This window comes from Streptomyces sp. NBC_00523, from assembly GCF_036346615.1.
In the GTDB taxonomy this organism is placed as follows: Bacteria; Actinomycetota; Actinomycetes; order Streptomycetales; family Streptomycetaceae; genus Streptomyces.
This window is the reverse complement of the sequence record NZ_CP107836.1, coordinates 2,283,114-2,306,612: the sequence shown is the minus strand read 5'-3', so window position 1 is coordinate 2,306,612 and position 23,499 is coordinate 2,283,114. Positions and strand designations below refer to the sequence as shown.

Here is a 23,499-nt window from a genome sequence, read left to right as displayed (position 1 = left end):
CGAGGTTCGCGAACGGGACCGGTACCGATTTGATCGAAGGGCAGGCGCCGCCGGTAATCTGGGCTCTTCGCCCGCCCGTTCCGTCGTAATGAAGAGAGCACCGTGGCCGCCGACAAGATCGACACCATCGTCAGCCTGAGCAAGCGCCGTGGCTTCGTCTACCCCTGCAGCGAGATCTACGGTGGTCAGAAGGCCGCCTGGGACTACGGGCCGCTGGGCGTCGAGCTCAAGGAGAACCTGAAGCGCCAGTGGTGGCGCTACATGGTCACCTCCCGCGAGGACGTCGTCGGCATCGACTCGTCGGTCATCCTGGCCCCCGAGGTGTGGGTGGCGTCCGGCCACGTCGCCACGTTCTCGGACCCGCTGACCGAGTGCACCTCCTGCCACAAGCGCTACCGCGCGGACCACCTGGAGGAGGCGTACGAGGAGAAGCACGGCAAGGCGCCCGCCAACGGCCTCGCCGACCTCAACTGCCCCAACTGCGGCAACAAGGGCACCTTCACCGAGCCCAAGCAGTTCTCCGGCCTGCTCTCCACGCACCTCGGCCCGACCCAGGACTCCGGCTCGGTCGCCTACCTGCGCCCCGAGACCGCCCAGGGCATCTTCACCAACTTCTCCCAGGTGCTGACCACCGCGCGCAAGAAGCCCCCGTTCGGCATCGCGCAGATGGGCAAGTCCTTCCGCAACGAGATCACTCCGGGCAACTTCATCTTCCGCACGCGCGAGTTCGAGCAGATGGAGATGGAGTTCTTCGTCAAGCCGGGCGAGGACGAGCAGTGGCAGGAGTACTGGATGGAGCAGCGCTGGAACTGGTACACCGGTCTCGGCATGCGCGAGGAGAACATGCGGTGGTTCGAGCACCCGCAGGAGAAGCTCTCCCACTACTCCAAGCGCACCGCTGACATCGAGTACCGCTTCCGCTTCGGCGGCAGCGAGTGGGGCGAGCTGGAGGGCGTCGCCAACCGCACCGACTACGACCTCAACGCCCACTCCAAGGCGTCGGGCACGGACCTCTCCTTCTTCGACCAGGAGAAGAGCGAGCGCTACACCCCGTTCGTCATCGAGCCCGCAGCCGGTGTCGGCCGCGCGATGCTGGCCTTCCTCCTCGACGCGTACAGCGAGGACGAGGCGCCGAACGCCAAGGGCGTCATGGAGAAGCGCGCCGTGATGCGCCTCGACCCGCGCCTGGCGCCGGTCAAGGTCGCGGTCCTCCCGCTCTCCCGCAACCCGCAGCTCTCGCCGAAGGCCAAGGGCCTCGCCGCCGGCCTCCGGCAGAACTGGAACATCGAGTTCGACGACGCCGGTGCCATCGGCCGCCGCTACCGCCGCCAGGACGAGATCGGTACGCCGTTCTGCGTCACCGTCGACTTCGACACCCTGGACGACAACGCGGTCACCGTCCGCGAGCGCGACACGATGAAGCAGGAGCGCGTCTCCCTGGACCAGATCCAGGGCTACCTCGCCTCCCGCCTGCTCGGCTGCTGACGCCCGCACCCGCTGAACGAGACCCCCGCTTCCGCGCCCGCCGCGGAACCGGGGGCCTCGTGCGTCCGGCCGCGGAAAACCGGGTGAGGAGGGCGCCCGGTATGGGTACCGTCCTGCCCATGTACACGTTCTTCCAGATCTACGAGTGAGAGCGCGGCGGGCCCGACCACCCGCCGCCCCCCGGATCGATCCGAGGTCGTGAGAGACCTCACCGAGACCACACATTGGGAGAACCCCATGGCCAAGAGCCGCAACAACCTCCTCGGCGTCGGCGGACAGCGCAAGAAGCTGTCCCGCACCGGGGCGCAGGGGGCCGGCCCCGCCGGAGAGGCCGCCGACCGCAGGTCGGCCGCCGACCAGAAGCAGGAGCTGCTCCGCAAGATGCGGGAGCGGGCCGCAGGCACCGAGCAGCCGGAGGCCGCGGAGGCCGAGGCCGAGGCCCCGGAGGCCCCGGCGCAGAGCTGACCGCCCGCGCACACACCGAGGCCCCGGCGGGCGGACCACCAGGTCCGCCCGCCGGGGCCGTGCCGTGTCCGCCCCGTCCGGAGCCCGCCCCTCACCCCACCGTGCGCGGCAGCCGCAGGCTCAGCGCGGTCGTCAGGGCGACCGCCGCCAGCTGGACGAGCAGCGTCACGATCAGGGCGTCCCGCATCCCCCACCCCGGCACCAGGGCCAGGAACAGCGAGCCGAGCGTCGCCACGCCCAGGGTCAGCGTCGCCTGCTGGGTCGTCGTCATCACCCCGCCGCCCACCCCGGCCCGCTCCGGCGGTACGTCGGACAGGATGATGCGGAAGATGACCGGCAGCTGGAGGCCCTGGCCGAAACCGGCGACCGCCATCCCGGGCAGCAGCCCCGCCATGCCCAGGTCCGGCCAGCCCCGCCACACGGTGAACGCGAGCACCGCCACGCCCACCGCCTGGATCAGCCCGCCCGCCGTCACGACCCGGCTGCCGTACCGCCGCACCAGCCGGGGACCGGCCAGCGAGGCCGCGAAGAAGGCCACCGCCATCGGGGCCATCGACAGGCCGGACTGCGCCGGGCCCAGCTCCAGGCCCTGCTGGAGCGCGACCGCGATGACGAACATGAAGCCGCCGAAGCCCACCGAGAACGGCACCACCAGGGCGAGCCCGCGCCGCAGCGACTCCAGGCGCAGCAGGCTCGGCGGCACCAGCGGGATCAGCCCGCGCCGGTCCGCCCGCCGCTCCACCCGGTAGAACGCCGCCGCCGCGAACGGGAACAGCGCGAGGGACACCCAGGTCCACAGCGGCCAGCCCGCCGCCCGGCCCTCGGTGAGCGGGGCCAGCAGCGTCACCAGCGACACCGCGAGCAGCAGCGTGCCCGGTACGTCGACGGGCGCGGGCCGGTCCGCCCGCGTCTCCGGGACCGCGCGCGCCGCCAGCACCAGACCGAGCGCCGCGACGGGCACGTTGACCAGGAACACCGACCGCCAGCCCGCGCTCTCGCCGAACACCGAGGACAGCGGCGCGGCGGCGACCAGCGCCCCGCCCAGGATCTGGCCCGCGACCATGGAGAGCCCGGCCGTAGCCCCGTACAGGCTCATCGCCCGGGCCCTGCGGTGGCCGGAGGTGGCCGCCTGGATGGTCGCGAGGACCTGCGGCAGCATCAGCGCGGCCGCCGCGCCCTGGGCCACCCGCGCCCCGACCAGGGTCCAGGCGGTCGGGGCGAGCCCGCAGGCCAGCGAGGTGATCCCGAAGGCGGCGATCCCGGCCAGGAAGAGCCGGCGCCGCCCGGCCATGTCACCGAGCCGCCCGCCGAGGACCAGCAGCACGGCGTAGGCGAGGCCGTAGCCCGCGACGACCAGTTCCAGCAGGGCCGGGCCCGCCGCCAGGTCGTGGTCGATGGTGGGCAGGGCCACGTTGACGATGAAGAAGTCGATCAGGGGAAGGGCCGCGCCCAGCAGCACGGTGAACAGCCCCAGCGTGCCCAGGACCGGGGTGGGATGGTCGTGCCGCACCACCGGGGAGGTGGTGGCGCCTGCCGTTGACGTCCGTACAGAGGATTTACTCACGCCACCGACGATCGCCCCATCCGCAGCCTGGTACCAGAGTGTCCTTATCCTGGTACAAGGACCACCAGGCACCAGCCGACCGGTGCCCGTACCGGGCCCGCACCCTGGAGGAATGACGACGATGGCGACGCCCCTGACGCAGCCGGCCGCCCCCGGCGTGAGCGAGCCCGACATCCGGCGGCACGAGCTGGCGAACTTCCTGCGCAGCCGCCGCGAGCGGATCACCCCCGAGCAGGTCGGCCTCGTCCGGGGCCGCCGCCGGCGCACCCCGGGGCTGCGCCGCGAGGAGGTCGCCCAGCTCTCCGCCGTCGGCGTCACCTGGTACACCTGGCTCGAACAGGCCCGGGACATCCAGGTCTCGCCCCAGGTCCTCGACGCCCTCGCGCGCGCCCTGCTGCTGGACCGCAGCGAGCGCAGCCACCTCTTCTCGCTCGCCGCGGCCATCGACCCGGCACCCGGCACCGACTGCCCGCACGTCACCCCGGCGCTGCGGGCCATGCTGCGGCAGCTGGAGCCGATCCCCGCCTGCGTGCAGAACAGCCGGTACGACATCCTCGCCCACAACCGCACGTACGGGCGGCTCCTCTGCGACCTGGAGGAGGTCGCGCCCGGGGACCGCAACGTCATGCTGCTCGCCCACACCAACGAGCAGTGGCGGGCCTCGGTCATGGACACCGCCGAGGTGACCCGCTACATCACCGCCAAGTTCCGCGCGGCCATGGCGGAACACCTCGCGGAGCCCGCCTGGAAGGAGCTGCTGGGGCGCCTGGAGGCGGCCTCCGAGGAGTTCCGCGAGAACTGGGCCCGGCACGAGGTCGTCGGGGCGGGCAGCCGGTCCAAAGTCTTCCGCAACGCCTGGGTCGGGATGCTGCGCGTCGAGACCACCGACCTCTGGCTCGGCCCCTCGGCCGGACCGCGCCTGGTCAGCTACACGCCCCGGGACGACGAGACGTACGAGCGGCTGGCCCGCCTTCAGGAAATGGTGCGGGCCGCCGAGGACTGAGCGACCGGGCCCCCGGCCACTGGTTCCGCCGCCGGTTCCGCCAGCCGCTCCGCCGTCCGGCGGGCGGTGGACCGGGCCCAGCGGCCGCTGCTCAGGGCACCGATCAGCAGGACGGCGAGCCCGCAGCCGGTGACGATCCACCAGCCGGGCCGGCTCGCCGCCACGAAGCCCTCCGAGCCGCCCGGGTCCGCCAACCCCGCCGCCAGGACCGCGCCGATCACGGCGACCCCGAGGGTCTGCCCGATCTGTCGGCTGGTGGAGGCGACGGCGGCCGCCACGCCCGCCTGGGAGCGGGGCATGCCGGAGACGGCGGTGTTGGTGATGGGCGCGTTCACCGAGCCGAAGCCCAGGCCGAACAGCACATACGCGGCGAACATCGAGACCGTTCCGGTCTCCGCGTCGAACGCGGCCAGCATCAGCCCGCTCACCGCCATCGCACCGCCCGCGATCAGCAGCGGGATGCGCGGCCCGCGACTCGCCACGAGCCGCCCGGACAGCGGCGACAGCAGGCACACCACCGCCGCCATGGGCAGCGTGTAGAGCCCGGCGTCCAGCGCGCTCAGCCCCCGGACGTCCTGGAGGTAGAGCGTGTTGAGGAAGAGGAAGCCGCCGAGCGCGGCGAAGGCGCTGACCGCGATGACCGTGGCACCGCTGAACGGAACGCTGTGGAAGAACCGCAGATCGATCAGCGGATCGGCGCGCCGGGGCTCGTGCACCAGCAACCCCACCAGGGCCGCCGCCGCGAGTCCGGCGAAGAGCAGGATCTCGGCGGAGGCCCACCCCTTCTGCGGGGCCTCGATGATCGCGTACGTCAGCGAGCCCAGCAGCGTGATCACCAGGAGCTGGCCCAGCGGGTCCGGGCGGCGGGCCCGGTGGGCGCGCGACTCGGGGACGTAACGCCAGGTCAGCAGCAGGGCGGCGAGGCCCACCGGGAGGTTGACCCAGAAGATCGACCGCCAGCCGACCGAGTCGACCAGGCCGCCCCCGACCACCGGACCGGCCGCCATCGAGATGCCGACGACCCCGCCCCAGACCCCGATCGCACGGGCGCGCTCGCGGGGGTCGGTGAAGGTGTTGGTGATGATCGACATCGCGACCGGGTTGAGCATCGAGCCGCCCACGGCCTGCACCATCCGGAAGGCGATGAGCGCCTCCAGGTTCGGCGCCAGCGAGCAGAGCGCCGAACCCAGGGTGAACAGGACCAGCCCGGCCATGAAGACCTTCCGCCGGCCGATCCGGTCGGCGGTGGAACCGGCGAGCATCAGCAGGGATGCGAGGACGAGCGTGTACGCGTCGATCGTCCACTGCATCCCCGCGACGCTCGCGTCCAGCTCCCGGCGCATGGCGGGCAGGGCGACATTCAGTGCGGTGGTGTCGAGGCTGACGATCAGCAGGCTCATGCAGCAGATCGCCAGCACCAGCATCCGCCGTCGGTGGCTGAGCTCAGGCATCCATCGATAGTACGACTAACTAACGACCGCCGCTGCCAGGGCCTCCGCCGCGTCCCGCACCAGCGGGTGGTCGCCCGCCGCGTCGGAGGCGCCCGCCGGCTTCGTCGTCAGCACCGCCAGGACCACCGGCACGCCCTCCGGAGTCCACGCGACGCCCACGTCGTTGCACGAGGCGTACGAGCCGCCGCCCGTCTTGTCGGCGACCGTCCACTCCGGCGGCAGCCCGGCCCGGAACCGCGTACCGCTCGTCCGGCAGTTGAGCAGCCAGTACGTCAGCCGCTCGCGGTCCCGGGGCTCCAGCGCGTTCCCCAGGACCAGCCGGGCGTAGTCGCGGGCCAGCGCGGACGGGGTCGTGGTGTCCGTGACCCGGCCCGGCTCGGCGGAGTTCAGCACGGGCTCCCAGCGGTCCAGCCGGGTCACGCGGTCGCCCAGGGAACGGGCGAAGCGGGTGACGGCCTGCGGGCCGCCGAGCTCGCGGAGCAGCAGATTGCCCGCGGTGTTGTCGCTGTCGCCGATCGCGGCGTCGCAGAGCCGGGCGACGCTCAGCCCGCTCGCGATGTGCTCCGGGGTGTCGGTGACCGGGGAATCGGAGACGCAGTCCGCCTCCGTGTAGTGGATCACCTTCTCCAGGACCTCGCCGTCCCGGTCCAGATCCCGCAGGACGGCCGCCGCGGCGAGCGTCTTGAACGTGGACAGCATCGGGAAGCGCTCGTCCGCCCGGTGCCGCACCGCGACGCCCGTGGCCACGTTGTACGCGAAGGCGCCGACGCGGGCGCCGTGCGTCCGCTCCAGCTCGCGCAGCCGGGCGGTCGTGGAGCCGGACGCGGCCCGCGCGGGGCCCGCGCCGAGGATCAGCGCGCCGGCACCCGCACCGCCCAGCGCGAGCAGTCCGCGACGGCTGGGGGAGCCGGGGATTAAGCGGGAAGAGGTCGTCGTCATGAGCTTCGTCTCCTTGATTCACCGGCCTCGTGCCGGAAGCCCCACGCTACGGGCCGGGTCCGACAAGGCCCTAGCCTTTCCTGGGACCGGCGGGGCGCCACCGCCCCCGGAGCAGTCGCCGGGGTACGGGACAATGGGGCCATGACCACGCTCGCCCCCTCGCCCTCGCTGCTCCGCATCGGCCCGCACACCGTGCAGCCGCCGGTGGTCCTCGCGCCCATGGCCGGCATCACCAACGCCCCCTTCCGCACCCTGTGCCGGGAGTTCTCGGGCGGCAAGGGGCTGTTCGTCAGCGAGATGATCACGACGAGGGCCCTGGTCGAGCGCAACGAGAAGACCATGCAGCTCATCCACTTCGACGCGACCGAGACCCCGCGCTCGATCCAGCTGTACGGAGTGGACCCGGACACGGTCGGCAAGGCCGTCAGCATGATCGTGGACGAGAACCTCGCCGACCACATCGACCTCAACTTCGGCTGCCCGGTCCCCAAGGTCACCCGCAAGGGCGGCGGCTCGGCCCTCCCGTACAAGCGGCCGCTGCTGCGCGCGATCCTGCACGAGGCGGTCTCCCGGGCCGGGGACCTGCCCGTCACGATCAAGATGCGCAAGGGCATCGACGACGACCACCTGACCTACCTCGACGCGGGCCGGATCGCCGTCGAGGAGGGCGTCACGGCGGTCGCCCTGCACGGCAGGACCACCGCCCAGCACTACGGCGGCACCGCCGACTGGGACGCCATCGCCCGGCTCAAGGAGCACGTCCCGGAGATCCCGGTGCTCGGCAACGGCGACATCTGGTGCGCGGACGACGCCCTGCGCATGATGCGCGAGACCGGCTGCGACGGCGTGGTCGTGGGGCGCGGCTGCCTGGGCCGCCCCTGGCTCTTCGGCGACCTGGTCAGCGCGTTCGAGGGCACGGAGACCCGGCAGGCGCCCACGCTGCGCACCGTCGCCGACGTGATGCTGCGCCACGCGACGCTGCTGGGGGAGTGGATCGGCGACGAGGCGCGGGGCGTGATCGACTTCCGCAAGCACGTCGCCTGGTACCTCAAGGGCTTCGCGGTGGGCTCCGAGATGCGCAAGAAGCTGGCGATCACCTCCTCGCTGGAGGAGCTGGGCTCCCAGCTCCAGGAGCTGGACCTCGACCAGCCCTGGCCGGACGGCGCCGACGGCCCCCGCGGCCGCACCTCGGGCAACAACCGGGTGGCCCTCCCGGACGGCTGGCTGAAGGACCCGTACGACTGCGCGGGCATCAGCGCCGACGCGGAGCTGGACACCTCCGGGGGCTGAGAAAAACGAACGGCGAGTGGGGGCACTGAGTGCCCCCACTCGCCGTTTTCGCTCATCCGAGCGGCCCCTCCATCGAGTGATTCTCGCCACTGTGAGAAGAGGTGTGCTCAGGTGAGCGGTAAATGAGGGGCTGCACTTCTCAAAGGGTGGCACTGGGTGCCACCCAGCCATACTTTGATCGATCGACGCTTCGATCACTTTCAGCCACCGAACCAGGGGTTCCGGTGTGCGCTGCGTCATCCTGCGTACGACTCCTGAACGCGCCGTTCCGGATGGCTTTTGAGCGGCCGACTTTCGATCTGCTGGCGGACGGGTGGTTACGGCCGTACGACGCGCAAGTGGACGTACCCAGGCACCTTCGATCTGGGTATGTTCCTCGCCGTCAGGGCAGCCACCGCGTCTTCGAGGAGTCGAGACCGTGTCGGAAAACAAAGATGTGCAGAAGTTCGTCTACGACTTCACCGAAGGCAACAAGGATCTGAAGGACCTCCTCGGCGGGAAGGGGGCCAACCTCGCCGAGATGACCAACCTCGGGCTTCCCGTCCCGCCCGGCTTCACGATCACCACCGAGGCGTGCAAGGTCTACCTGGACAGCGGTGACGAGCCGGCCGCCCTCCGCGACGAGGTGAGTGCGCACCTCGACGCCCTGGAGACGCGGATGGGCAAGAAGCTCGGCCAGGCCGACGATCCGCTGCTGGTCTCCGTACGCTCCGGCGCCAAGTTCTCGATGCCCGGGATGATGGACACCGTCCTCAACATCGGCCTCTCCGACGCCTCCGTGGCGGGCCTCGCCGCCCAGGCCGGTGACGAGCGGTTCGCGTGGGACTCCTACCGCCGGCTGATCCAGATGTTCGGCAAGACCGTGCTCGGGGTGGACGGCGAGCTCTTCGAGGAGGCGCTGGAGGCCGCGAAGGAGGCCAAGGGCGTCAAGGTCGACGTGGACCTCGACGCGGGCGACCTGAAGAAGCTGGTCAAGGAGTTCAAGAAGATCGTCGCGCGGGACGCCGGACGCGACTTCCCGCAGGACGCGCGCGAGCAGATGGACCTGGCCATAAAGGCGGTCTTCGACTCGTGGAACACCGACCGGGCCAAGCTCTACCGCCGCCAGGAGCGCATCCCCGGCGACCTCGGCACCGCCGTCAACGTCTGCTCGATGGTCTTCGGCAACCTCGGCCCCGACTCCGGGACGGGCGTCGCCTTCACCCGCGACCCGGCCAGCGGCCACCAGGGCGTCTACGGCGACTACCTCCAGAACGCGCAGGGCGAGGACGTCGTCGCGGGCATCCGCAACACCGTCCCGCTCGCCGAACTGGAGTCGATCGACAAGCAGTCGTACGACCAGCTGCTGACGATCATGGAGACGCTGGAGACCCACTACAAGGACCTCTGCGACATCGAGTTCACCATCGAGCGCGGCCACCTGTGGATGCTCCAGACCCGGGTCGGCAAGCGCACGGCCGGTGCCGCCTTCCGCATCGCGACCCAGCTGGTGGACCAGGGGCTGATCGACGAGGCCGAGGCCCTTCAGCGGGTCAACGGCGCCCAGCTCGCCCAGCTGATGTTCCCGCGCTTCGACGACACCGCGAAGACCCAGCGGCTCGGCCGGGGCATCGCCGCCTCGCCCGGCGCGGCGGTCGGCAAGGCGGTCTTCGACTCGTACACCGCCGTCAAGTGGTCCCGGTCCGGCGAGAAGGTCATCCTGATCCGCCGCGAGACCAACCCGGACGACTTGGACGGCATGATCGCCGCCGAGGGCATCCTCACCTCGCGCGGCGGGAAGACCTCGCACGCCGCCGTCGTCGCCCGGGGCATGGGCAAGACCTGTGTCTGCGGTGCCGAGGAGATCGAGGTCGACACCAAGCGCCGCCGCCTGACGGTCGGGGACATCGTCGTGGAGGAGGGCGACATCGTCTCCGTCGACGGCTCCACCGGCAAGGTGTACCTCGGCGAGGTCCCCGTCGTGCCGTCCCCCGTGGTCGAGTACTTCGAGGGCCGGATGCACGCGGGCGCCGACGACGCCGACGAACTGGTCGCCGCCGTGCACCGGATCATGGCGTACGCGGACCGGGTGCGCCGGCTGCGGGTGCGGGCCAACGCGGACAGCGCGGAGGACGCCCTGCGCGCCCGCCGCTTCGGCGCCCAGGGCATCGGCCTCTGCCGCACCGAGCACATGTTCCTCGGCGAGCGCCGCGAGATGGTCGAGAAGCTGATCCTGGCCGACACCGACCAGGAGCGCGAGACGGCCCTGGAGCAGCTGCTGCCGCTCCAGAAGGCGGACTTCATCGAGCTGTTCGAGGCGATGGACGGGCTGCCGGTCACCGTGCGGCTCCTCGACCCGCCGCTGCACGAGTTCCTGCCGGACATCACGGAGCTCTCGGTACGCGTGGCCCTCGCCGAGGCCCGCAAGGACGCCAACGAGAACGACCTCAGGCTCCTCCAGGCCGTGCACAAGCTGCACGAGCAGAACCCGATGCTGGGGCTGCGCGGGGTGCGCCTCGGCCTGGTCATCCCCGGCCTGTTCGCCATGCAGGTGCGGGCCATCGCCGAGGCGGCCGCCGCCCGCAAGAACGCCAAGGGCGACCCGCGCGCCGAGATCATGATCCCGCTCGTCGGCACGGTCCAGGAGCTGGAGATCGTCCGCGAGGAGGCGGACCGGGTCATCGCCGAGGTCCAGGCCGCCACCGGTACCGACCTCAAGCTGAAGATCGGCACCATGATCGAGCTGCCGCGCGCCGCGCTGACCGCCGCTCAGATCGCGGAGGCGGCGGAGTTCTTCTCCTTCGGCACCAACGACCTGACCCAGACGGTCTGGGGCTTCTCCCGCGACGACGTGGAGGCCTCCTTCTTCACCGCCTACCTGGAGAAGGGCATCTTCGGGGTGTCGCCGTTCGAGACGATCGACAAGGACGGCGTCGGCTCGCTGGTGAAGAGCGCCGTCGCGGCCGGCCGGGCCACCCGCCCGGACCTGAAGCTGGGCATCTGCGGGGAGCACGGCGGCGACCCCGAGTCGGTGCACTTCTTCCACGAGGCCGGTCTCGACTACGTCTCCTGCTCGCCGTTCCGCATTCCGGTGGCGCGTCTGGAGGCGGGCCGGGCGGCGGCCGGGGCGCGGGCGAGCGACAGCCGCTGACGCGTCATCCCCTACCGATTCCGCTTCCGCCGCCGGTGATCCCACCCTCACCCGAACCGGCGGCGGACGCGGAATTCCGGAGGCGGCGGCACCCTGTGCGGGGGTGCCGCCGTCTTGGCGTACGCGGCCGGGCGATGCACAACGTTGTCATGTCCCAGTAAATAAGATGACCGCCATCCAACCGGCATCCATTGCTTCGTTTAATGCGCAAAGAAATCGAGTTGAACGGACCGGGGTGCGGCCCGTGGATCCCCATCCACGGGCCGCACCCGGCTTACCCCCATCGAGTGCGGAGCCGCACCTTTGCCAACCGCCGCCGAACGAGCAAAACCCCCCACGGCCTTCACTCGCTCTTCCGGTGGCTCCGGAATCGCACCCGACGCCGTACAGCTTTTCGTCCGGCGGGCGGTCCCGGCGAGGCGTTTCACCTCTGGCCGAAACCCCGTGGTGACGTGCTGTTACGATTCGCATACTCTTGCGAGGGGGGAAATTGCAGGTGCAAGGGGTGGGAGTTCGGTGCTGCGTATCCATGTCTCCGGATGGGACCTTTCCAGGGTGCGGATGGCCTCCGGGCCGGACGCGCTGTGGGAGACCATTCTCAGCTTTCACCGGCTGAGGGACCGGAGGGCTTCCGCGGTCTTCGGGAAATGGCGCACCGAAACCCGCCCACGGTTGAGCGGTGAAGTACGTCTGCTGTCCGCGGTGGTCCCGCAGCGCGGATATTTTCCCGACTTCCTGACGCCTTCTCAGGAAAGCGCCGAACCGCTCGGACTCGACGCCGGAATGGAAGCCGTGCGCGCGACTCCGCCCGAGCGCCTGAGCGCCGAGATCGCTCTCCTCGGGGACCCCGGCGCCCGGCGGGCCGCCCGCCTCGACCCCCTGCGCGAGGGCGGCGCCGAGCCCGTGGGCCGCCTCGTCGCCGCCTTACGGGACTACCACCGCGCCGCCGTCGAGCCGTACTGGCCGCACATCCGCTCCGCCGTCGAGGCCGACCGGGCGATCCGGGGCCGCGCCCTCCTGGACGGCGGCACCGACGAACTGCTCGCCTCGCTGCCCCCGGTCATCCGCTGGCGGGCGCCCGTCCTGGAGGCGGACTACCCCGTGGACCGCGATCTCCACCTGGACGGACGGGGACTGCTCCTCCAGCCGTCCTACTTCTGCCGGGGCGCCCCCGTCGTACTGCGCGACCCCCTGCTCCCGCCGGTCCTGGTCTACCCGGTCGCCCACCGGGCCGCCCCCGCCTTCGCCGACCCGGGCCCCTCGCTCGGCCGGCTCCTCGGGCAGACCCGCTCCACGGTCCTGCGGGCCATCGGCGACGGCTGCACCACCAGCGAACTGGCCCGGCGCGCGGGGGTCTCCCTCGCCTCGGCCAGCCAGCACGCCTGCGTCCTGCGCGAGGCGGGGCTCGTCCACACCCTGCGGCACGGCAGCTCCGTCCAGCACACCCTGACCCCGCTGGGCGGTTCGCTGCTGAGGGGCGGGGCGCCGGTCGCGGTTTCGTGAGGTGCCCCGTACGGAAAGGATCCGCGGCCCGCACCGATGAGTTCCGGGCGGCCCCGGCGTCTACCGGACGAGAAGACGCGCACGGAACCAGAGCACCGAGAGAGCGAGACGGCCATGCCTCAGATGATCTTCGTGAACCTGCCGGTCAAGGACCTGGAGACGTCGAAGAACTTCTTCGCGAAGCTGGGCTACTCCTTCAACCCGCAGTTCAGCGACGAGCGCACCGCCTGCCTCGTCATCAGCGACACGATCTTCGCGATGCTCCTCCAGGAGGAGCGCTTCAAGGACTTCACCAAGAAGGACATCGCCGACGCGTCCGCGTCCACCGAGGTGATCCTCGCGCTCAGCGCCGACAGCCGGGAGAAGGTGGACGAACTGACCGAGGCCGCCCTCGCCAACGGCGGATCGCCCGCCAACGAGACGCAGGACCTCGGCTTCATGTACGGCCGCTCCTTCCAGGACCCGGACCACCACATGTGGGAGGTCGTCTGGATGGACCCGTCCGCCGTCGAGGGCTGAGCCGCGGGGGCCGCTACAGCCCCGCGTACGTCACCCCGGTCAGCTGCTCCGAGGCCACCCACAGCCGTTCGCCCGCCACGTCGCCGCGCGTCCGGGCCGCCCGCCAGGACGGTCCGGGCGCGCCGCGCCAGCCCAGCACGCGGGGGCCGGTGAACGAGTCGGGGCGCACGCCCGGCGCGGTGGCCGCGTACAGCGTGGGCAGGGCCCCGGCCGACGCGGGCTGGGCGATGACGTTGGCGAGGTTCATGACGCGCTCCGCCGCCCGGCGCCGCTCCATCCGGGCCGCCGCCGTGTGCAGGTCGGTCGCGGCGAGGCCCGGGTGCGCGGCGGCGGCCACCAGTCCGCTGCCGGCCGCCGCGAGCCGCCGGGCCAGCTCGTGGACGAAGAGCAGGTTCGCGGTCTTCGAGCGGCCGTAGGCGGTCCAGCGGCGGTAGTTCCGCTCGCTGTTGAGGTCGCCCATGTCGATGTCGGCCAGGGCGTGCAGCCCGCTGGAGACGGTCACCACCCGGGCGCCCCCGGTGGCCGTCAGCCTCGGCAGCAGCAGCCCGGTGAGCGCGAAGTGCCCGAGGTGGTTGACGCCGAACTGGGTCTCGAAGCCGTCGGCGGTCCGCCCGTAGGGCAGGGCCATCACCCCGGCGTTGTTGACCAGCAGGTCGAGCCGGTCCGCCCGGAGGCCCTTGGCGAACGCGCGCACCGAGGCCAGATCGGCCAGATCGAGCGGGGCGAACTCCACGTCCGCGCCGCGCACCGCGTACCGGATGCGGGCCGCCGCCTCCTCGCCACGCCGTTCGTCGCGGCAGGCGAGCAGCACCCTGGCCCCGCAACGGGCCAGCTCACGGGCGGTGACGATCCCGATCCCGCTGTTGGCCCCCGTCACCACGGCGGTGCGGCCGCTCTGGTCGGGTATGTCGCGCGCGCTCCAGCCCTGGGTCATGGATCAAGCGTACGACCGGGCACGCGGATGGCCGGAAGCACCCGTTCGGGGGTACTTCCGGCCGCCGGTGCGCGTCAGTCCGCGCGTACCTCGAAGACCGGTACGGAGACCTCGTCGTCGTCCAGGCAGGCCCCCGTCGCCAGGTCGAAGCGCTGCTTGAGCAGGGGCGAGGCGACGAAGGGCTGCCCGCCGTCCGAGCCGACCAGGCCCCGCGAGAGGACGTAGGCCCCGGTGAACGGGTCGCGGTTGTCGATGGCGTACGTCCGCCCCGCCCGGTCCAGGAAGAGCGCGACCTGCCGGCCGTCCGGGAGGAGGGCGGCGACCCCGCGGCCCGGGGTCAGCAGCGAGCGGTCGCACACCGTGAGCCAGCCGTCCCCGGCGGCGAGCCGGACGGTCCGGGTGTCCTGCGCGGTGTCCAGCGTCTGCGTGGTCATCAGGAGGCGGTCCCTTCAAGAGTGCGGATGGCGAGAACCGGGCCCGCGAGGATGTCCAGGTCGGGCTTGACCTGGTCGCGTTCCGGGACGAACTTCACCGACGGGTCGGGCGCGTCGGGCGCGTTGACGAAGGTGACGAACCGGCGCAGCCGCTCCGGGTCGTTGATGGTCTCGGCCCACTCGTCGCGGTAGCCGCGCACATGGTCGGCCATCAGCCGCTCCAGCTCCTCGCAGAGCCCGAGGCTGTCGTGCACCACGACGTCCCGGACGTGCTCCAGGCCGCCCTCGATGCGCTCCAGCCAGGCCGAGGTGCGCTCCAGCCGGTCCGCGGTGCGGATGTAGAACATCAGGAACCGGTCGATCAGCCGGATCAGTTCGGCGTCGGACAGGTCCTGGGCGAGCAGGTCGGCGTGGCGCGGGGTGGCGCCGCCGTTGCCGCCCACGTAGAGGTTCCAGCCGCCCGCCGTGGCGATGATCCCGAAGTCCTTGCCCCGGGCCTCCGCGCACTCGCGGGCGCACCCCGAGACCGCCGACTTCAGCTTGTGCGGGGAGCGCAGACCCCGGTAGCGCAGCTCCAGGTCGATCGCCATCTTCACGGAGTCCTGCACGCCGTAGCGGCACCAGGTCTGCCCGACACAGGACTTGACCGTGCGCAGCGACTTCCCGTACGCGTGCCCGGACTCGAACCCCGCGTCGACGAGCCGGGTCCAGATCAGCGGCAGCTGGTCGACCCGGGCGCCGAAGAGGTCGATGCGCTGACCTCCGGTGATCTTGGTGTAGAGCCCGAAGTCGCGGGCCACCTCGCCGATCACGATCAGCTTCTCCGGGGTGATCTCGCCGCCGGGTATGCGCGGCACGATCGAGTACGAGCCGTTGCGCTGGAGGTTGGCCAGGAAGTGGTCGTTGGTGTCCTGGAGGGCCGCCTGCTCGCCGTCCAGGACATAGCCGCTGGCGCCGACCGTCGGGGCGAGCGAGGCGATGACCGAGCCGACCGTCGGCTTGCAGACCTCGCAGCCGTCGCCGCCCCGGGCCTCCTCCCGCCCGTGGGAGTCGAGGAGGTCCGCGTACGAGGTGATGCGCAGGGTGCGGACGATCTCGTACAGCTCGCTGCGGGTGTACGCGAAGCAGCCGCACAGGCCCGCGTCCTGGCTCTGCGGGAGCAGCTGGCCGATCACCTTGACGCAACTGCCGCAGCCGGTGCCCGCCTTGGTGCACTTCTTCACCTCGGGGAGCGTGGTGTGCTCGCAGATCGTGCCCTTGGTGACGTTGTGGCAGGAGCAGATCACCGCCTCGTCGGGCAGCGAGGAGGGGCCGAGCGCCACCGGGCCGCCCGCGCCCGCCGGGAGCACCAGCTGCTCGGGGGCGACCGGCAGCACGCTCCCGGTCATCGGGCGCAGCGTGCCGTACTGGTCGGCGTCGCCCACGAGGACCCCGCCCAGCAGGGTGCCGTCCGCCGCCATCACCAGCTTCTTGTAGACCCCGGAGCGGGCGTCCGAGTACACGACGTCGAGGCAGCCCTCGGCGGTGCCGTGCGCGTCGCCGAACGAGGCCACGTCCACGCCGAGCAGCTTCAGCTTGGTCGACAGGTCGGCGCCGGTGAACGCGGCCGCCCTGCCGGCGATCACCTCGGCGGCGGTCAGCGCCATCTCATAACCCGGCGCCACCAGCCCGTACACCCGGCCGTCCGAGGCGAGCGCGCACTCGCCGATGGCGAAGACCGCCGGGTCGGAGGTCCGGCACTCCTCGTCCACGACGATCCCGCCGCGCTCGCCGACCGCGAGCCCGCACTCCCGGGCCAGCTGGTCGCGCGGACGCACCCCGGCCGAGAACACCACCAGGTCCGTGGCCAGCGCGGACCCGTCGGAGAGCGCCATCCCGGTCACCGCGCCGTCCTCGCCCGCGGTCACCTCCTGCGTACCGACCCCGGTGTGCACGGTCAGGCCCATGTCCTCGATGGTGCGCAGCAGCGCCGCGCCCCCGCCCTCGTCCACCTGGACGGGCATCAGCCGGGGCGCGAACTCCACGACGTGCGTCTCCAGGCCGAGGCCCTTCAGCGCGCCGGCCGCCTCCAGGCCGAGCAGCCCGCCGCCGACCACCGCGCCGGTCGTCGCGTTCTTCGCGTACTCCTCGATGGCGAGCAGGTCCTCGATCGTCCGGTAGACGAAGCAGCCGGTGCTGTCCTTGCCGGGGACCGGCGGCACGAACGGATAGGACCCGGTCGCCAGGACCAGCGTGTCGTACGCGAAGACCTCGCCGGACCGCGCGGTGACCGTACGGGCGGCGCGGTCCACGGCCACCGCCGGGTCGCCGAGCCGCAGTTCGAAGCCGTGCCGCTCCATGAAGCCGTCCTCGACCATCGACAGGTCGTCCGGGGTCCTCCCGGCGAAGTACGAGGTCAGCTGGACCCGGTCGTAGGCGGCGCGGGGCTCCTCGCACAGGACGACGACCCGGGCGGTCCCGGCTGCGCCGGTCAGACCGCGCTCGGCCAGGGCCTCCAGGAAGCGCTGGCCGACCATCCCGTGTCCGACGACCACGAGCGTCGGCACGGCGGCAGGGCCTGAGGTGGGGGCGGTCGGGGGAGTGGACACCGGCATCTCGGGGCCTCCGTCGTCGGCGAGCAGATTCGGCAGGGCCACAGGCGCCGGGCCTGTGTGCTCATGACGACAAGCGTGTCCGGGCGGTGTTACCCGGCCGGTTCCCCGCTGTTTCCCGGGAGGAACCTTGCGCTCAGCACCCGCCCGAAAGGTCTGTGAGGCGGCCGGCTGAGGTCGGAAAAGGGGCCTTGCCCTGCGGAAACCTCAGAGTTGGCTCAACTTTCCCGGTGCGGCCCCGGAACGGTTGGACGGTGCTCGCATCCGCTTCATAGGGTCGTGCTCATGCCGGACATCACCCTGACCACCCTTGTCGTGCTGTGCCTCGCCGCCGCCGCGGCGGGCTGGGTCGACGCGGTGGTCGGGGGCGGCGGACTGCTTCTGCTGCCCGCGCTGCTGCTCGGTCTGCCGCACCTGCCGGCCGCGCAGATCCTCGGCACCAACAAGGCGGTCGCCATCGTCGGCACCTCGGGCGCCGCCGTCACCTACGCGCGCAAGGCTCCGGTGAAGGTGGGCACGGCGGTCCGGATCGGGTTCGCGGCCCTGGCCGGGTCGATGACCGGCGCGTTCTTCGCCGCCGGGATCAGCAGCGAGGTGCTGCGGCCGGTGATCATGGTGGTGCTGCTGGCGGTCGCCGGGTTCGTGATGCTGCGGCCCCAGTTCGGCCGGGCCGCCGGGGACGGCGTCCCGCCCCAGGTCACCCGGGCCCGCAGGATCACCGCGATCGCCCTGGTGGGCGGCGGCATCGGCCTGTACGACGGACTGTTCGGCCCCGGTACGGGCACCTTCCTGGTGCTCGCCCTGACCGCCGTGCTCCACCTCGACCTGGTGACCGCGTCGGCCACCGCGAAGATCGTCAACGTCTGCACCAACGCCGGGGCGCTCGCGATGTTCGCGTACCAGGGCAACGTGCTGTGGCAGCTGGCGGCGCTGATGGCGGTGTTCAACCTGGCGGGCGGGCTGCTGGGCGCGCGGATGGCGCTGCGCAAGGGCAGCGAGTTCGTGCGCGGGGTGCTGCTGTTGGTGGTGTTCTCGCTGGTGGCGAAGCTCGGGTTCGACCAGTGGCAGAGCTGACTCTTCGTGCGGTGGCAGAGCTGATCTTCCGTACGGCGGGGCTCAGCGCACGCTCGTGAGGTGGGCGTACGCCACCACGTTCCCCCGGTAGCCGGTCGCCTCGGAGTAGCCGCCGCCGCAGGTGATCAGGCGCAGCGAGGCGTGCTCGGAGGCGCCGTAGACCCGCTGGTCGGGGAAGTCGTCGCTCTCGTACACCTCGATCGCGTCGAGCGCGAAGACGGCGGTACGGCCGTCCTTCCGGTCCACCTCGACGGTGCTGCCCTTCTTCAGCGAGCCCAGGTCGTAGAAGACCGACGGGCCCTCCGCGTTGTCGACGTGGCCGGCGACGATCGCGGTGCCCTTGGCGCCCGGCGGCGTGCCGTCCTTCCACCAGCCGACGATGTCCGTGTTCCCGGCCGGCGGCACGTCCAGGCTGCCGTCCGCCCCGAGCCCGAGCCGCATCATCGGGGCGTCGACCCGGATGCTGGGAATCCGGATGCGGACGGGCGCGGAGGGGCGCAGCGGCTCGGCGACCGGGGAGCCGGGCAGCAGGGCGGGCCCGGCGGCGAACGCCTGGGCGGCGGCCGGTCCGGGCGGGGTGAGCCGGGTGCCCGCGCCGTTCTGGATCAGCCAGACACCGGCCAGCGCCACGACGACGAGCAGCCAGCCCTTGGCTTTCTGGGACACGGTGGTCCTCCGGGGTGCGGAAGCGGAAACGGTCCCGTCCCGGTGGCGCGGGGCCACCGGGACGGACACCGGGCGGTACGGAGGGGTGGATGCCTCCGTCAGCCGGCGTCCCGCGTGCCGCTCGCCCGGCGACGCAGGAGCCAGGCTCCGCCGACGGCGGCAGCGGCGAGGACGCCGGCTCCCGCCGCGATCTGGGTGGTGTCCGGGCCGACGCTTCCGCCGACTCCGGTCTTCACGTGCCCCGAGGGGGCGGTGGGCGCGGCCGAGGTCCGGTGCCCGGAGGGCGTCTCGCGGCCTGCCCCGGTCTCGTCGCGGCCGGAGCCCGTCTCGTCACGCCCGGGCCCGGTCGGGCGCTCGGTGGGCGTGGAGCGGCCCGCCTCGGCGGGGGCGTCCGGGATGCGGGCGGCTCCGGCGGACTCGGCGTCGAGACCGTCGAGGCCGCCGGGCTCGTCCAGCCCCTCCGTGTCCTCGTCGCCGCCCAGGCCGTCGAGGCCGGAGAAGTCGTACGTGGGCGAGTCGGTGGTCCCGGCGGGGGCGGCGGGGTCCTCGGCACCGGCCGCCCGGTCCGCGGGCTTCACCTCGATCTCGCCGGTGGCCTTCTTGCCGTTCGCGCAGTCCACGCCGATGCCGTAGGACCCGGGCGCGACGCCGCCGGGCACCCGGAAGGAGCCGGCCAGGGCCTCTTCGAGGGAGGCGGGCGCCAGCGGGAACTCCGGGGCGTCCAGCGCGCTCGCGTCGCCGGTGGCGGCGCTGTCACCCCCGCAGGCGGTGGTGTCCACGGTGACCGTGGCGCCCGGCGCCGCGCTGGCGGGGGTGATCCTCAGTGGCGCCGTCTCGTCCCCGTACGCGGACGGGGCGGCGGCGCTGAGGCCGAGCGCGGCGGCGGCCAGGGCCGCGGCGGCGGTGCCGGTCACGAGTCGGGCAGGACGGCGCATGGGGGTTTCCTCCGAGCAGGGGGCGCTGGCGGGTGTGTCCTGGCTCCGAGCCAACAGCCGGACCGGCCCCCATGCCTGCTGACACCAAGTCAGCTCTCACCCGTCCGGCCCGGCGTGGCCCCCTTGCCAAACGGTGTCGTCGCAGGTCACAGGGGTGACGGAGGGTGGGGTGCGCGCTCCGTCACCGCCTGGTGCCGTTCGGGTGACGGACCCGTCGGGCAATGTGGCGTACATCACATGCGTGAGACGTCGTTGAGCGGGAACACGCATCACAACCCCCCACGGGACGGTGCGCACAGCCGCCCCCGGCCGACGCCCCTTCCGGACCTCTCCCCCCTGGGTCCGGAGGGGGCGGACTGCGTCAGGGGCGCCCCGAGGCCGACCAGTCGATCACCGGCGGCCGGACGCGCGCGCAGAGCGGCCGCCCCTCGGCGTCCGAGAGCGGAAGCCGGGCGGTGAGATGTCCCGAGCGCACGGCCGCCGCCAGGACGGCCGGGTCGACGTCGGCGAACATCAGCTTGGCCCGCCGGAACATCGTGAACAGGCCCTCCGCGTCGACCGTGCCCCAGGACAGGTACACGAAGCGCCCGCCCAGCCGGTTCTGCACGTACGGCCCCCGGACCGCGACCCCTTCCTCGTCCTCGGCCGCCGTGCATTCCAGGGTCCAGCGGGCGCCCGGCGCGTCTCCCGGCGTCGGGCCGAGGAGTTCCCCGGGGCGGTCCTTGCGCTGGACGCCCACGTGGATGTTCTCGTAGCCGGGGAAGCCGGGTCCGGCCGGGCAGGAGCGCCCGGGCAGGCGTGATCCCTCGATGTGGAGCAGCAGGGGAGCCTCCATGGTCAGACCGCCTCGCCCGGTGCCGCCTCGTACGCCGCCGCCAGGCGCTTCATCAGCTCCGCGTCCACCGTGAACGCGGTGTCGTCGATCCGGGCGACCGGGGCCATGCCCAGCGAGTTGGTGAGGAACGCCGAGCGGAACGCCCCGAGCCCGTCCAGGGTCACCGGCCGGCGCAGCGACGTCAGGCCCGCGCCCGGAAGCTCGCGTTCCAGGACGCCCATGGCCACGCCGGACAGGGCCGGGGCCTGCGGCCAGGTGACCGCCGTGCCGTCCCAGAAGCCGATGTTGGTGACCGACCCCTCGGTCACCGAGCCGTCGGGCAGGGTCAGCAGCGCGTCGTCGTAACCGGCGCGGCGGGCCAGGTTCGCGTAGTAGGTCTGGCCGAACTCGCCGGGCCGCTTGAGGTGCGCGGCGGTCCGGGCGAACGGGACGGACTTCAGGCTCTTCGGGCCGGGGTCCATCCCGCCCGGTTCCCGCACCGCCACCATCACGGTCGTCGCGGTGTTCCCCGGCGGCAGATAAGCGTGCACCCGCACCGAGGCGTCCGCCGTGCCCGCGCTCTCCAGCGCGTGCCGGATCAGCCGGCGCACCAGCTCCCCGGCCAGGGGGAGTTCGAACAGCTCGCGGTTGGCCGCGTCCAGCCGGGCCAGGTGCAGATCAAGACCGCGCACCCGGCCCCCGCGTACCTGCATCGCCGTGAAGTGGCCGTAGTTGAAGAACAGTGCCCGGCCCAGATCCTCCTCGGTGGCGGGCCGGCCGTCGAACTCTGCGTACGGAAGGGCCGTCGCTGCTGGAGTCGTCATACGGCCACGGTATGCGGCCGCCGGCACCCGGCGGGAGGCCCGTTCCCGATCACGCTTGACCTCAACCATGGTTGATGGTCGAACGTCTTCGCCATGGACCTCAACACCGCGGAATCCACCGCCACCGCCCTGCCCGCGACCGCCCCCCTGAAGGTGGCCGTCATCCTCGCCAGCAACCGCGAGGGCCGGTTCGCCCCCGTCATCGCCGACTGGTTCCTCGCCCACGCCGACGCGCATCCCGCGATCGAAACGGACGTGGTCGACGTCGCCGGTCTCGATCTGCCCACCGCCCTCTCCTACCGCCTGGAGGGCGACGCCCGGGAGGTGCTGGCCGGGGTCTCGGCGCGGCTGGCCGAGGCGGACGCCTTCGTCGTCGTCACCCCCGAGTACAACCACTCCTACCCGGCGCCCCTGAAGAACCTCATCGACTGGCACCGCGACGAGTGGCAGGCCAAACCCGTCGCGTTCGTCTCCTACGGCGGGGTCTCCGGCGGACTGCGGGCGGTCGAGCACCTGCGCCAGGTCTTCGCCGAGCTGCACTCCGTCTCGATTCGCGACACCGTCTCCTTCCACAACGCCGGTGCCCAGTTCGACGACGCGGGCAGGCACCGCGACCCGGCCGGCCCGGACGCCGCCGTGAAGACGCTGCTCGACCAGCTCGTCTGGTGGGGCCGCGCGCTGCGGGACGCGAAGAGGGCCCACCCGTACGGCGGCTGATGGCGCGGCGGGAGGCGGCACCCCACAATCGGGGAGGAACCGCCGACCGCTGCGAGGAGACGCGAAGTGACGACGACGCCGGCATGGCTGACCGTACTGACCACGACGGACAGCGAGGAGAAGGCGAGGGAGCTGGCGCGGGGAGTGGTCGAGGCGCGGCTCGCCGCGTGCGTGCAGATCTCCGCGCCCGTCACCTCCGTCTACCGCTGGCAGAACGCCATCGAGGCCACCGAGGAGTGGCAGCTGTTCTGCAAGACGACGGCCGAGCGGTACGAGGAGCTGGAGGCCCACCTCCAGGAGGCGCACGACTACGAGACCCCGGAGATCATCGCCCTGCCGGTGCTCCGGGGCAGCGCCCGCTACCTCGGCTGGGTCTCGGCCGAGACGGCCCCGGTCACCTCGGTCTGACGCCGGGCGGGCCCGGCCCTCCGGTCAGCGGGAGGCCGCCGCCAGCGCGTCGTCCACGCCCCGTTCCCGGGGGCCCAGGAAGTGCGGGTCCGGCTCGAACAGGGCGTCGAGCGCCGCCTTCCCCGCCGCGAACACCTCCCGCGTCCCGCCGTAGTACCAGGTGACGTCGTGCCTGGCGTCCACCCCGACCCCGTACGCGTCGATCCCCGCCGCCCGGCACAGCGCGATGGCGCGGCGGATGTGGAAGCCCTGGCTCACCAGCACCGCCCGGTCGACGCCGAAGATCTTCTTCGCCCGCACGCACGAGTCCCAGGTGTCGAAGCCCGCGAAGTCGCTGACGATCCGGTCGTCCGGCACGCCCTTCCCGACCAGGAACGCCCGCATGGCGTCCGGCTCGTCGTACTCCACGCGGCTGTTGTCCCCGGTCACCAGGACGACCCTCACCTTGCCCTCCCGGTAGAGCGCGGCGGCCGTCCGCAGCCGGTTCGCCAGGTACGGGGACGGCTTCCCGTCCCACAGCCCGGCCCCGAACACCACCGCGACCTGCCGTGCGGGCACGTCCTCGACGGTCCTGATCCGGGCATCGGCCACCACATGCAGCCAGGTCGCCGGCGCGAGCGCCAGCACACACGCGGCCATCACCCCCTGCACCGCCCGCCGCCGCCCCCGACGAGTTTTCGGCAGCCGGGGCCGCAGGGCTCTCAGCAGCCGGACGCCCCGCGCCCGCTCGGCCCCCGGTGTCCGCCGCATCCG

General features: G+C 72.3%; 21 protein-coding genes. 10 read left to right on the top strand and 11 right to left on the bottom strand.

From position 1 onward, the window contains the following. The first annotated feature begins 102 nt into the window (after positions 1 to 102). Both OHS17_RS10445 and OHS17_RS10440 read left to right on the top strand, forming a co-directional pair. Positions 103 to 1,485 carry a glycine--tRNA ligase gene (locus OHS17_RS10445; RefSeq protein WP_330311943.1) on the top strand — a complete coding sequence of 461 codons (1,383 nt, stop codon included), beginning with the start codon at positions 103 to 105 and terminating at the stop codon, positions 1,483 to 1,485. Positions 1,486 to 1,722: 237 nt separating this feature from the next. Next, the gene (locus tag OHS17_RS10440) at positions 1,723 to 1,950 is read left to right on the top strand and encodes a DUF6243 family protein (protein ID WP_330311942.1); all 228 of its coding nucleotides are present in this window, start codon (positions 1,723 to 1,725) and stop codon (positions 1,948 to 1,950) included. 91 nt (positions 1,951 to 2,041) lie between these two features. Here the strand turns inward: OHS17_RS10440 and OHS17_RS10435 are convergent, their stop codons facing one another. Further along, positions 2,042 to 3,463: an MFS transporter gene (locus OHS17_RS10435; RefSeq protein WP_330315214.1), complete on the bottom strand. Its 1,422-nt coding sequence runs from the start codon at positions 3,461 to 3,463 to the stop codon at positions 2,042 to 2,044. A 163-nt stretch (positions 3,464 to 3,626) separates the two neighbouring features. Here OHS17_RS10435 and OHS17_RS10430 point away from each other — a divergent pair, with 163 nt between their 5' ends. Further along, positions 3,627 to 4,517: an MmyB family transcriptional regulator gene (locus OHS17_RS10430; protein WP_443053364.1), complete on the top strand. Its 891-nt coding sequence runs from the start codon at positions 3,627 to 3,629 to the stop codon at positions 4,515 to 4,517. On the opposite strand, the gene OHS17_RS10425 is transcribed toward OHS17_RS10430, so the two are convergent. Beyond that, positions 4,487 to 5,968, bottom strand: coding sequence for an MFS transporter (locus tag OHS17_RS10425; RefSeq protein WP_330311940.1), 1,482 nt, complete (start codon positions 5,966 to 5,968; stop codon positions 4,487 to 4,489). The genes OHS17_RS10430 and OHS17_RS10425 overlap by 31 nt on opposite strands. A gap of 15 nt (positions 5,969 to 5,983) precedes the next feature. Then, the gene (gene bla / locus OHS17_RS10420; protein WP_330311939.1) at positions 5,984 to 6,907 is read right to left on the bottom strand and encodes a class A beta-lactamase; all 924 of its coding nucleotides are present in this window, start codon (positions 6,905 to 6,907) and stop codon (positions 5,984 to 5,986) included. 141 nt (positions 6,908 to 7,048) lie between these two features. On the opposite strand from bla, the gene dusB reads away from it, so the two are divergent. The 4 genes from dusB (at position 7,049) to OHS17_RS10400 (ending at position 13,349) form a co-directional block, all read left to right on the top strand. After that, positions 7,049 to 8,197, top strand: coding sequence for a tRNA dihydrouridine synthase DusB (gene dusB, locus OHS17_RS10415; protein ID WP_330311938.1), 1,149 nt, complete (start codon positions 7,049 to 7,051; stop codon positions 8,195 to 8,197). Between the two features lie 418 nt (positions 8,198 to 8,615). Further along, positions 8,616 to 11,327 carry a pyruvate, phosphate dikinase gene (gene ppdK, locus OHS17_RS10410; RefSeq protein WP_073863466.1) on the top strand — a complete coding sequence of 904 codons (2,712 nt, stop codon included), beginning with the start codon at positions 8,616 to 8,618 and terminating at the stop codon, positions 11,325 to 11,327. 516 nt (positions 11,328 to 11,843) lie between these two features. Then, positions 11,844 to 12,830: an ArsR/SmtB family transcription factor gene (locus OHS17_RS10405; protein ID WP_198957022.1), complete on the top strand. Its 987-nt coding sequence runs from the start codon at positions 11,844 to 11,846 to the stop codon at positions 12,828 to 12,830. Positions 12,831 to 12,944: 114 nt separating this feature from the next. Further along, positions 12,945 to 13,349 carry a VOC family protein gene (locus OHS17_RS10400; RefSeq protein ID WP_161206525.1) on the top strand — a complete coding sequence of 135 codons (405 nt, stop codon included), beginning with the start codon at positions 12,945 to 12,947 and terminating at the stop codon, positions 13,347 to 13,349. A gap of 13 nt (positions 13,350 to 13,362) precedes the next feature. On the opposite strand, the gene OHS17_RS10395 is transcribed toward OHS17_RS10400, so the two are convergent. The 3 genes from OHS17_RS10395 to nirB form a co-directional block, all read right to left on the bottom strand. Next, positions 13,363 to 14,283: an oxidoreductase gene (locus OHS17_RS10395; protein ID WP_330311937.1), complete on the bottom strand. Its 921-nt coding sequence runs from the start codon at positions 14,281 to 14,283 to the stop codon at positions 13,363 to 13,365. Positions 14,284 to 14,357: 74 nt separating this feature from the next. Next, positions 14,358 to 14,717: a nitrite reductase small subunit NirD gene (nirD, locus tag OHS17_RS10390; RefSeq protein WP_330311936.1), complete on the bottom strand. Its 360-nt coding sequence runs from the start codon at positions 14,715 to 14,717 to the stop codon at positions 14,358 to 14,360. Further along, the gene (nirB, locus tag OHS17_RS10385) at positions 14,717 to 17,311 is read right to left on the bottom strand and encodes a nitrite reductase large subunit NirB (RefSeq protein ID WP_330315213.1); all 2,595 of its coding nucleotides are present in this window, start codon (positions 17,309 to 17,311) and stop codon (positions 14,717 to 14,719) included. Before nirB ends, nirD begins: the two co-directional genes overlap by 1 nt. Positions 17,312 to 17,593: 282 nt before the next feature. On the opposite strand from nirB, the gene OHS17_RS10380 reads away from it, so the two are divergent. Then, complete coding sequence (locus tag OHS17_RS10380; protein ID WP_330311935.1) at positions 17,594 to 18,382, top strand: sulfite exporter TauE/SafE family protein; 789 nt, start codon at positions 17,594 to 17,596, stop codon at positions 18,380 to 18,382. Between the two features lie 42 nt (positions 18,383 to 18,424). On the opposite strand, the gene OHS17_RS10375 is transcribed toward OHS17_RS10380, so the two are convergent. From OHS17_RS10375 to OHS17_RS10360, 4 genes are all read right to left on the bottom strand, one after another. Beyond that, positions 18,425 to 19,048, bottom strand: a complete 624-nt coding sequence (locus OHS17_RS10375) for a class F sortase (protein WP_330311934.1) — start codon at positions 19,046 to 19,048, stop codon at positions 18,425 to 18,427. Between the two features lie 98 nt (positions 19,049 to 19,146). Then, a complete protein-coding gene (locus OHS17_RS10370; protein WP_330315423.1) occupies positions 19,147 to 19,983 on the bottom strand; it encodes a hypothetical protein in 837 nt (278 codons plus the stop codon). Positions 19,984 to 20,344: 361 nt separating this feature from the next. Next, entirely contained in the window at positions 20,345 to 20,818 is a 474-nt protein-coding gene (locus OHS17_RS10365; protein ID WP_330311933.1) for a DUF5990 family protein, read from the bottom strand. Positions 20,819 to 20,820: 2 nt separating this feature from the next. Continuing rightward, positions 20,821 to 21,621 carry an aminotransferase class IV gene (locus OHS17_RS10360; RefSeq protein ID WP_330311932.1) on the bottom strand — a complete coding sequence of 267 codons (801 nt, stop codon included), beginning with the start codon at positions 21,619 to 21,621 and terminating at the stop codon, positions 20,821 to 20,823. A gap of 93 nt (positions 21,622 to 21,714) precedes the next feature. Here OHS17_RS10360 and OHS17_RS10355 point away from each other — a divergent pair, with 93 nt between their 5' ends. Both OHS17_RS10355 and cutA read left to right on the top strand, forming a co-directional pair. Next, positions 21,715 to 22,338 carry an NADPH-dependent FMN reductase gene (locus OHS17_RS10355; RefSeq protein ID WP_330311931.1) on the top strand — a complete coding sequence of 208 codons (624 nt, stop codon included), beginning with the start codon at positions 21,715 to 21,717 and terminating at the stop codon, positions 22,336 to 22,338. Between the two features lie 66 nt (positions 22,339 to 22,404). Continuing rightward, positions 22,405 to 22,746: a divalent-cation tolerance protein CutA gene (gene cutA / locus OHS17_RS10350; protein ID WP_328900080.1), complete on the top strand. Its 342-nt coding sequence runs from the start codon at positions 22,405 to 22,407 to the stop codon at positions 22,744 to 22,746. Between the two features lie 24 nt (positions 22,747 to 22,770). Here the strand turns inward: cutA and OHS17_RS10345 are convergent, their stop codons facing one another. After that, entirely contained in the window at positions 22,771 to 23,496 is a 726-nt protein-coding gene (locus OHS17_RS10345; RefSeq protein WP_330311930.1) for a SanA/YdcF family protein, read from the bottom strand. Between the last annotated feature and the right edge of the window lie 3 nt (positions 23,497 to 23,499).

Bases quoted from the DNA above. Each gene is read 5' to 3' on its own strand.
- OHS17_RS10440 (WP_330311942.1), top strand. From the start codon at position 1,723: ATGGCCAAGAGCCGCAACAACCTCCTCGGCGTCGGCGGACAGCGCAAG.
- OHS17_RS10430 (WP_443053364.1), top strand. From the start codon at position 3,627: ATGACGACGATGGCGACGCCCCTGACGCAGCCGGCCGCCCCCGGCGTG.
- OHS17_RS10425 (WP_330311940.1), bottom strand. From the start codon at position 5,968: ATGCCTGAGCTCAGCCACCGACGGCGGATGCTGGTGCTGGCGATCTGC.
- bla (WP_330311939.1), bottom strand. From the start codon at position 6,907: ATGACGACGACCTCTTCCCGCTTAATCCCCGGCTCCCCCAGCCGTCGC.
- dusB (WP_330311938.1), top strand. From the start codon at position 7,049: ATGACCACGCTCGCCCCCTCGCCCTCGCTGCTCCGCATCGGCCCGCAC.
- OHS17_RS10400 (WP_161206525.1), top strand. From the start codon at position 12,945: ATGCCTCAGATGATCTTCGTGAACCTGCCGGTCAAGGACCTGGAGACG.
- OHS17_RS10395 (WP_330311937.1), bottom strand. From the start codon at position 14,283: ATGACCCAGGGCTGGAGCGCGCGCGACATACCCGACCAGAGCGGCCGC.
- nirD (WP_330311936.1), bottom strand. From the start codon at position 14,717: ATGACCACGCAGACGCTGGACACCGCGCAGGACACCCGGACCGTCCGG.
- nirB (WP_330315213.1), bottom strand. From the start codon at position 17,311: ATGCCGGTGTCCACTCCCCCGACCGCCCCCACCTCAGGCCCTGCCGCC.
- OHS17_RS10380 (WP_330311935.1), top strand. From the start codon at position 17,594: ATGCCGGACATCACCCTGACCACCCTTGTCGTGCTGTGCCTCGCCGCC.
- OHS17_RS10370 (WP_330315423.1), bottom strand. From the start codon at position 19,983: ATGCGCCGTCCTGCCCGACTCGTGACCGGCACCGCCGCCGCGGCCCTG.
- OHS17_RS10365 (WP_330311933.1), bottom strand. From the start codon at position 20,818: ATGGAGGCTCCCCTGCTGCTCCACATCGAGGGATCACGCCTGCCCGGG.
- OHS17_RS10360 (WP_330311932.1), bottom strand. From the start codon at position 21,621: ATGACGACTCCAGCAGCGACGGCCCTTCCGTACGCAGAGTTCGACGGC.
- OHS17_RS10355 (WP_330311931.1), top strand. From the start codon at position 21,715: ATGGACCTCAACACCGCGGAATCCACCGCCACCGCCCTGCCCGCGACC.
- OHS17_RS10345 (WP_330311930.1), bottom strand. From the start codon at position 23,496: ATGCGGCGGACACCGGGGGCCGAGCGGGCGCGGGGCGTCCGGCTGCTG.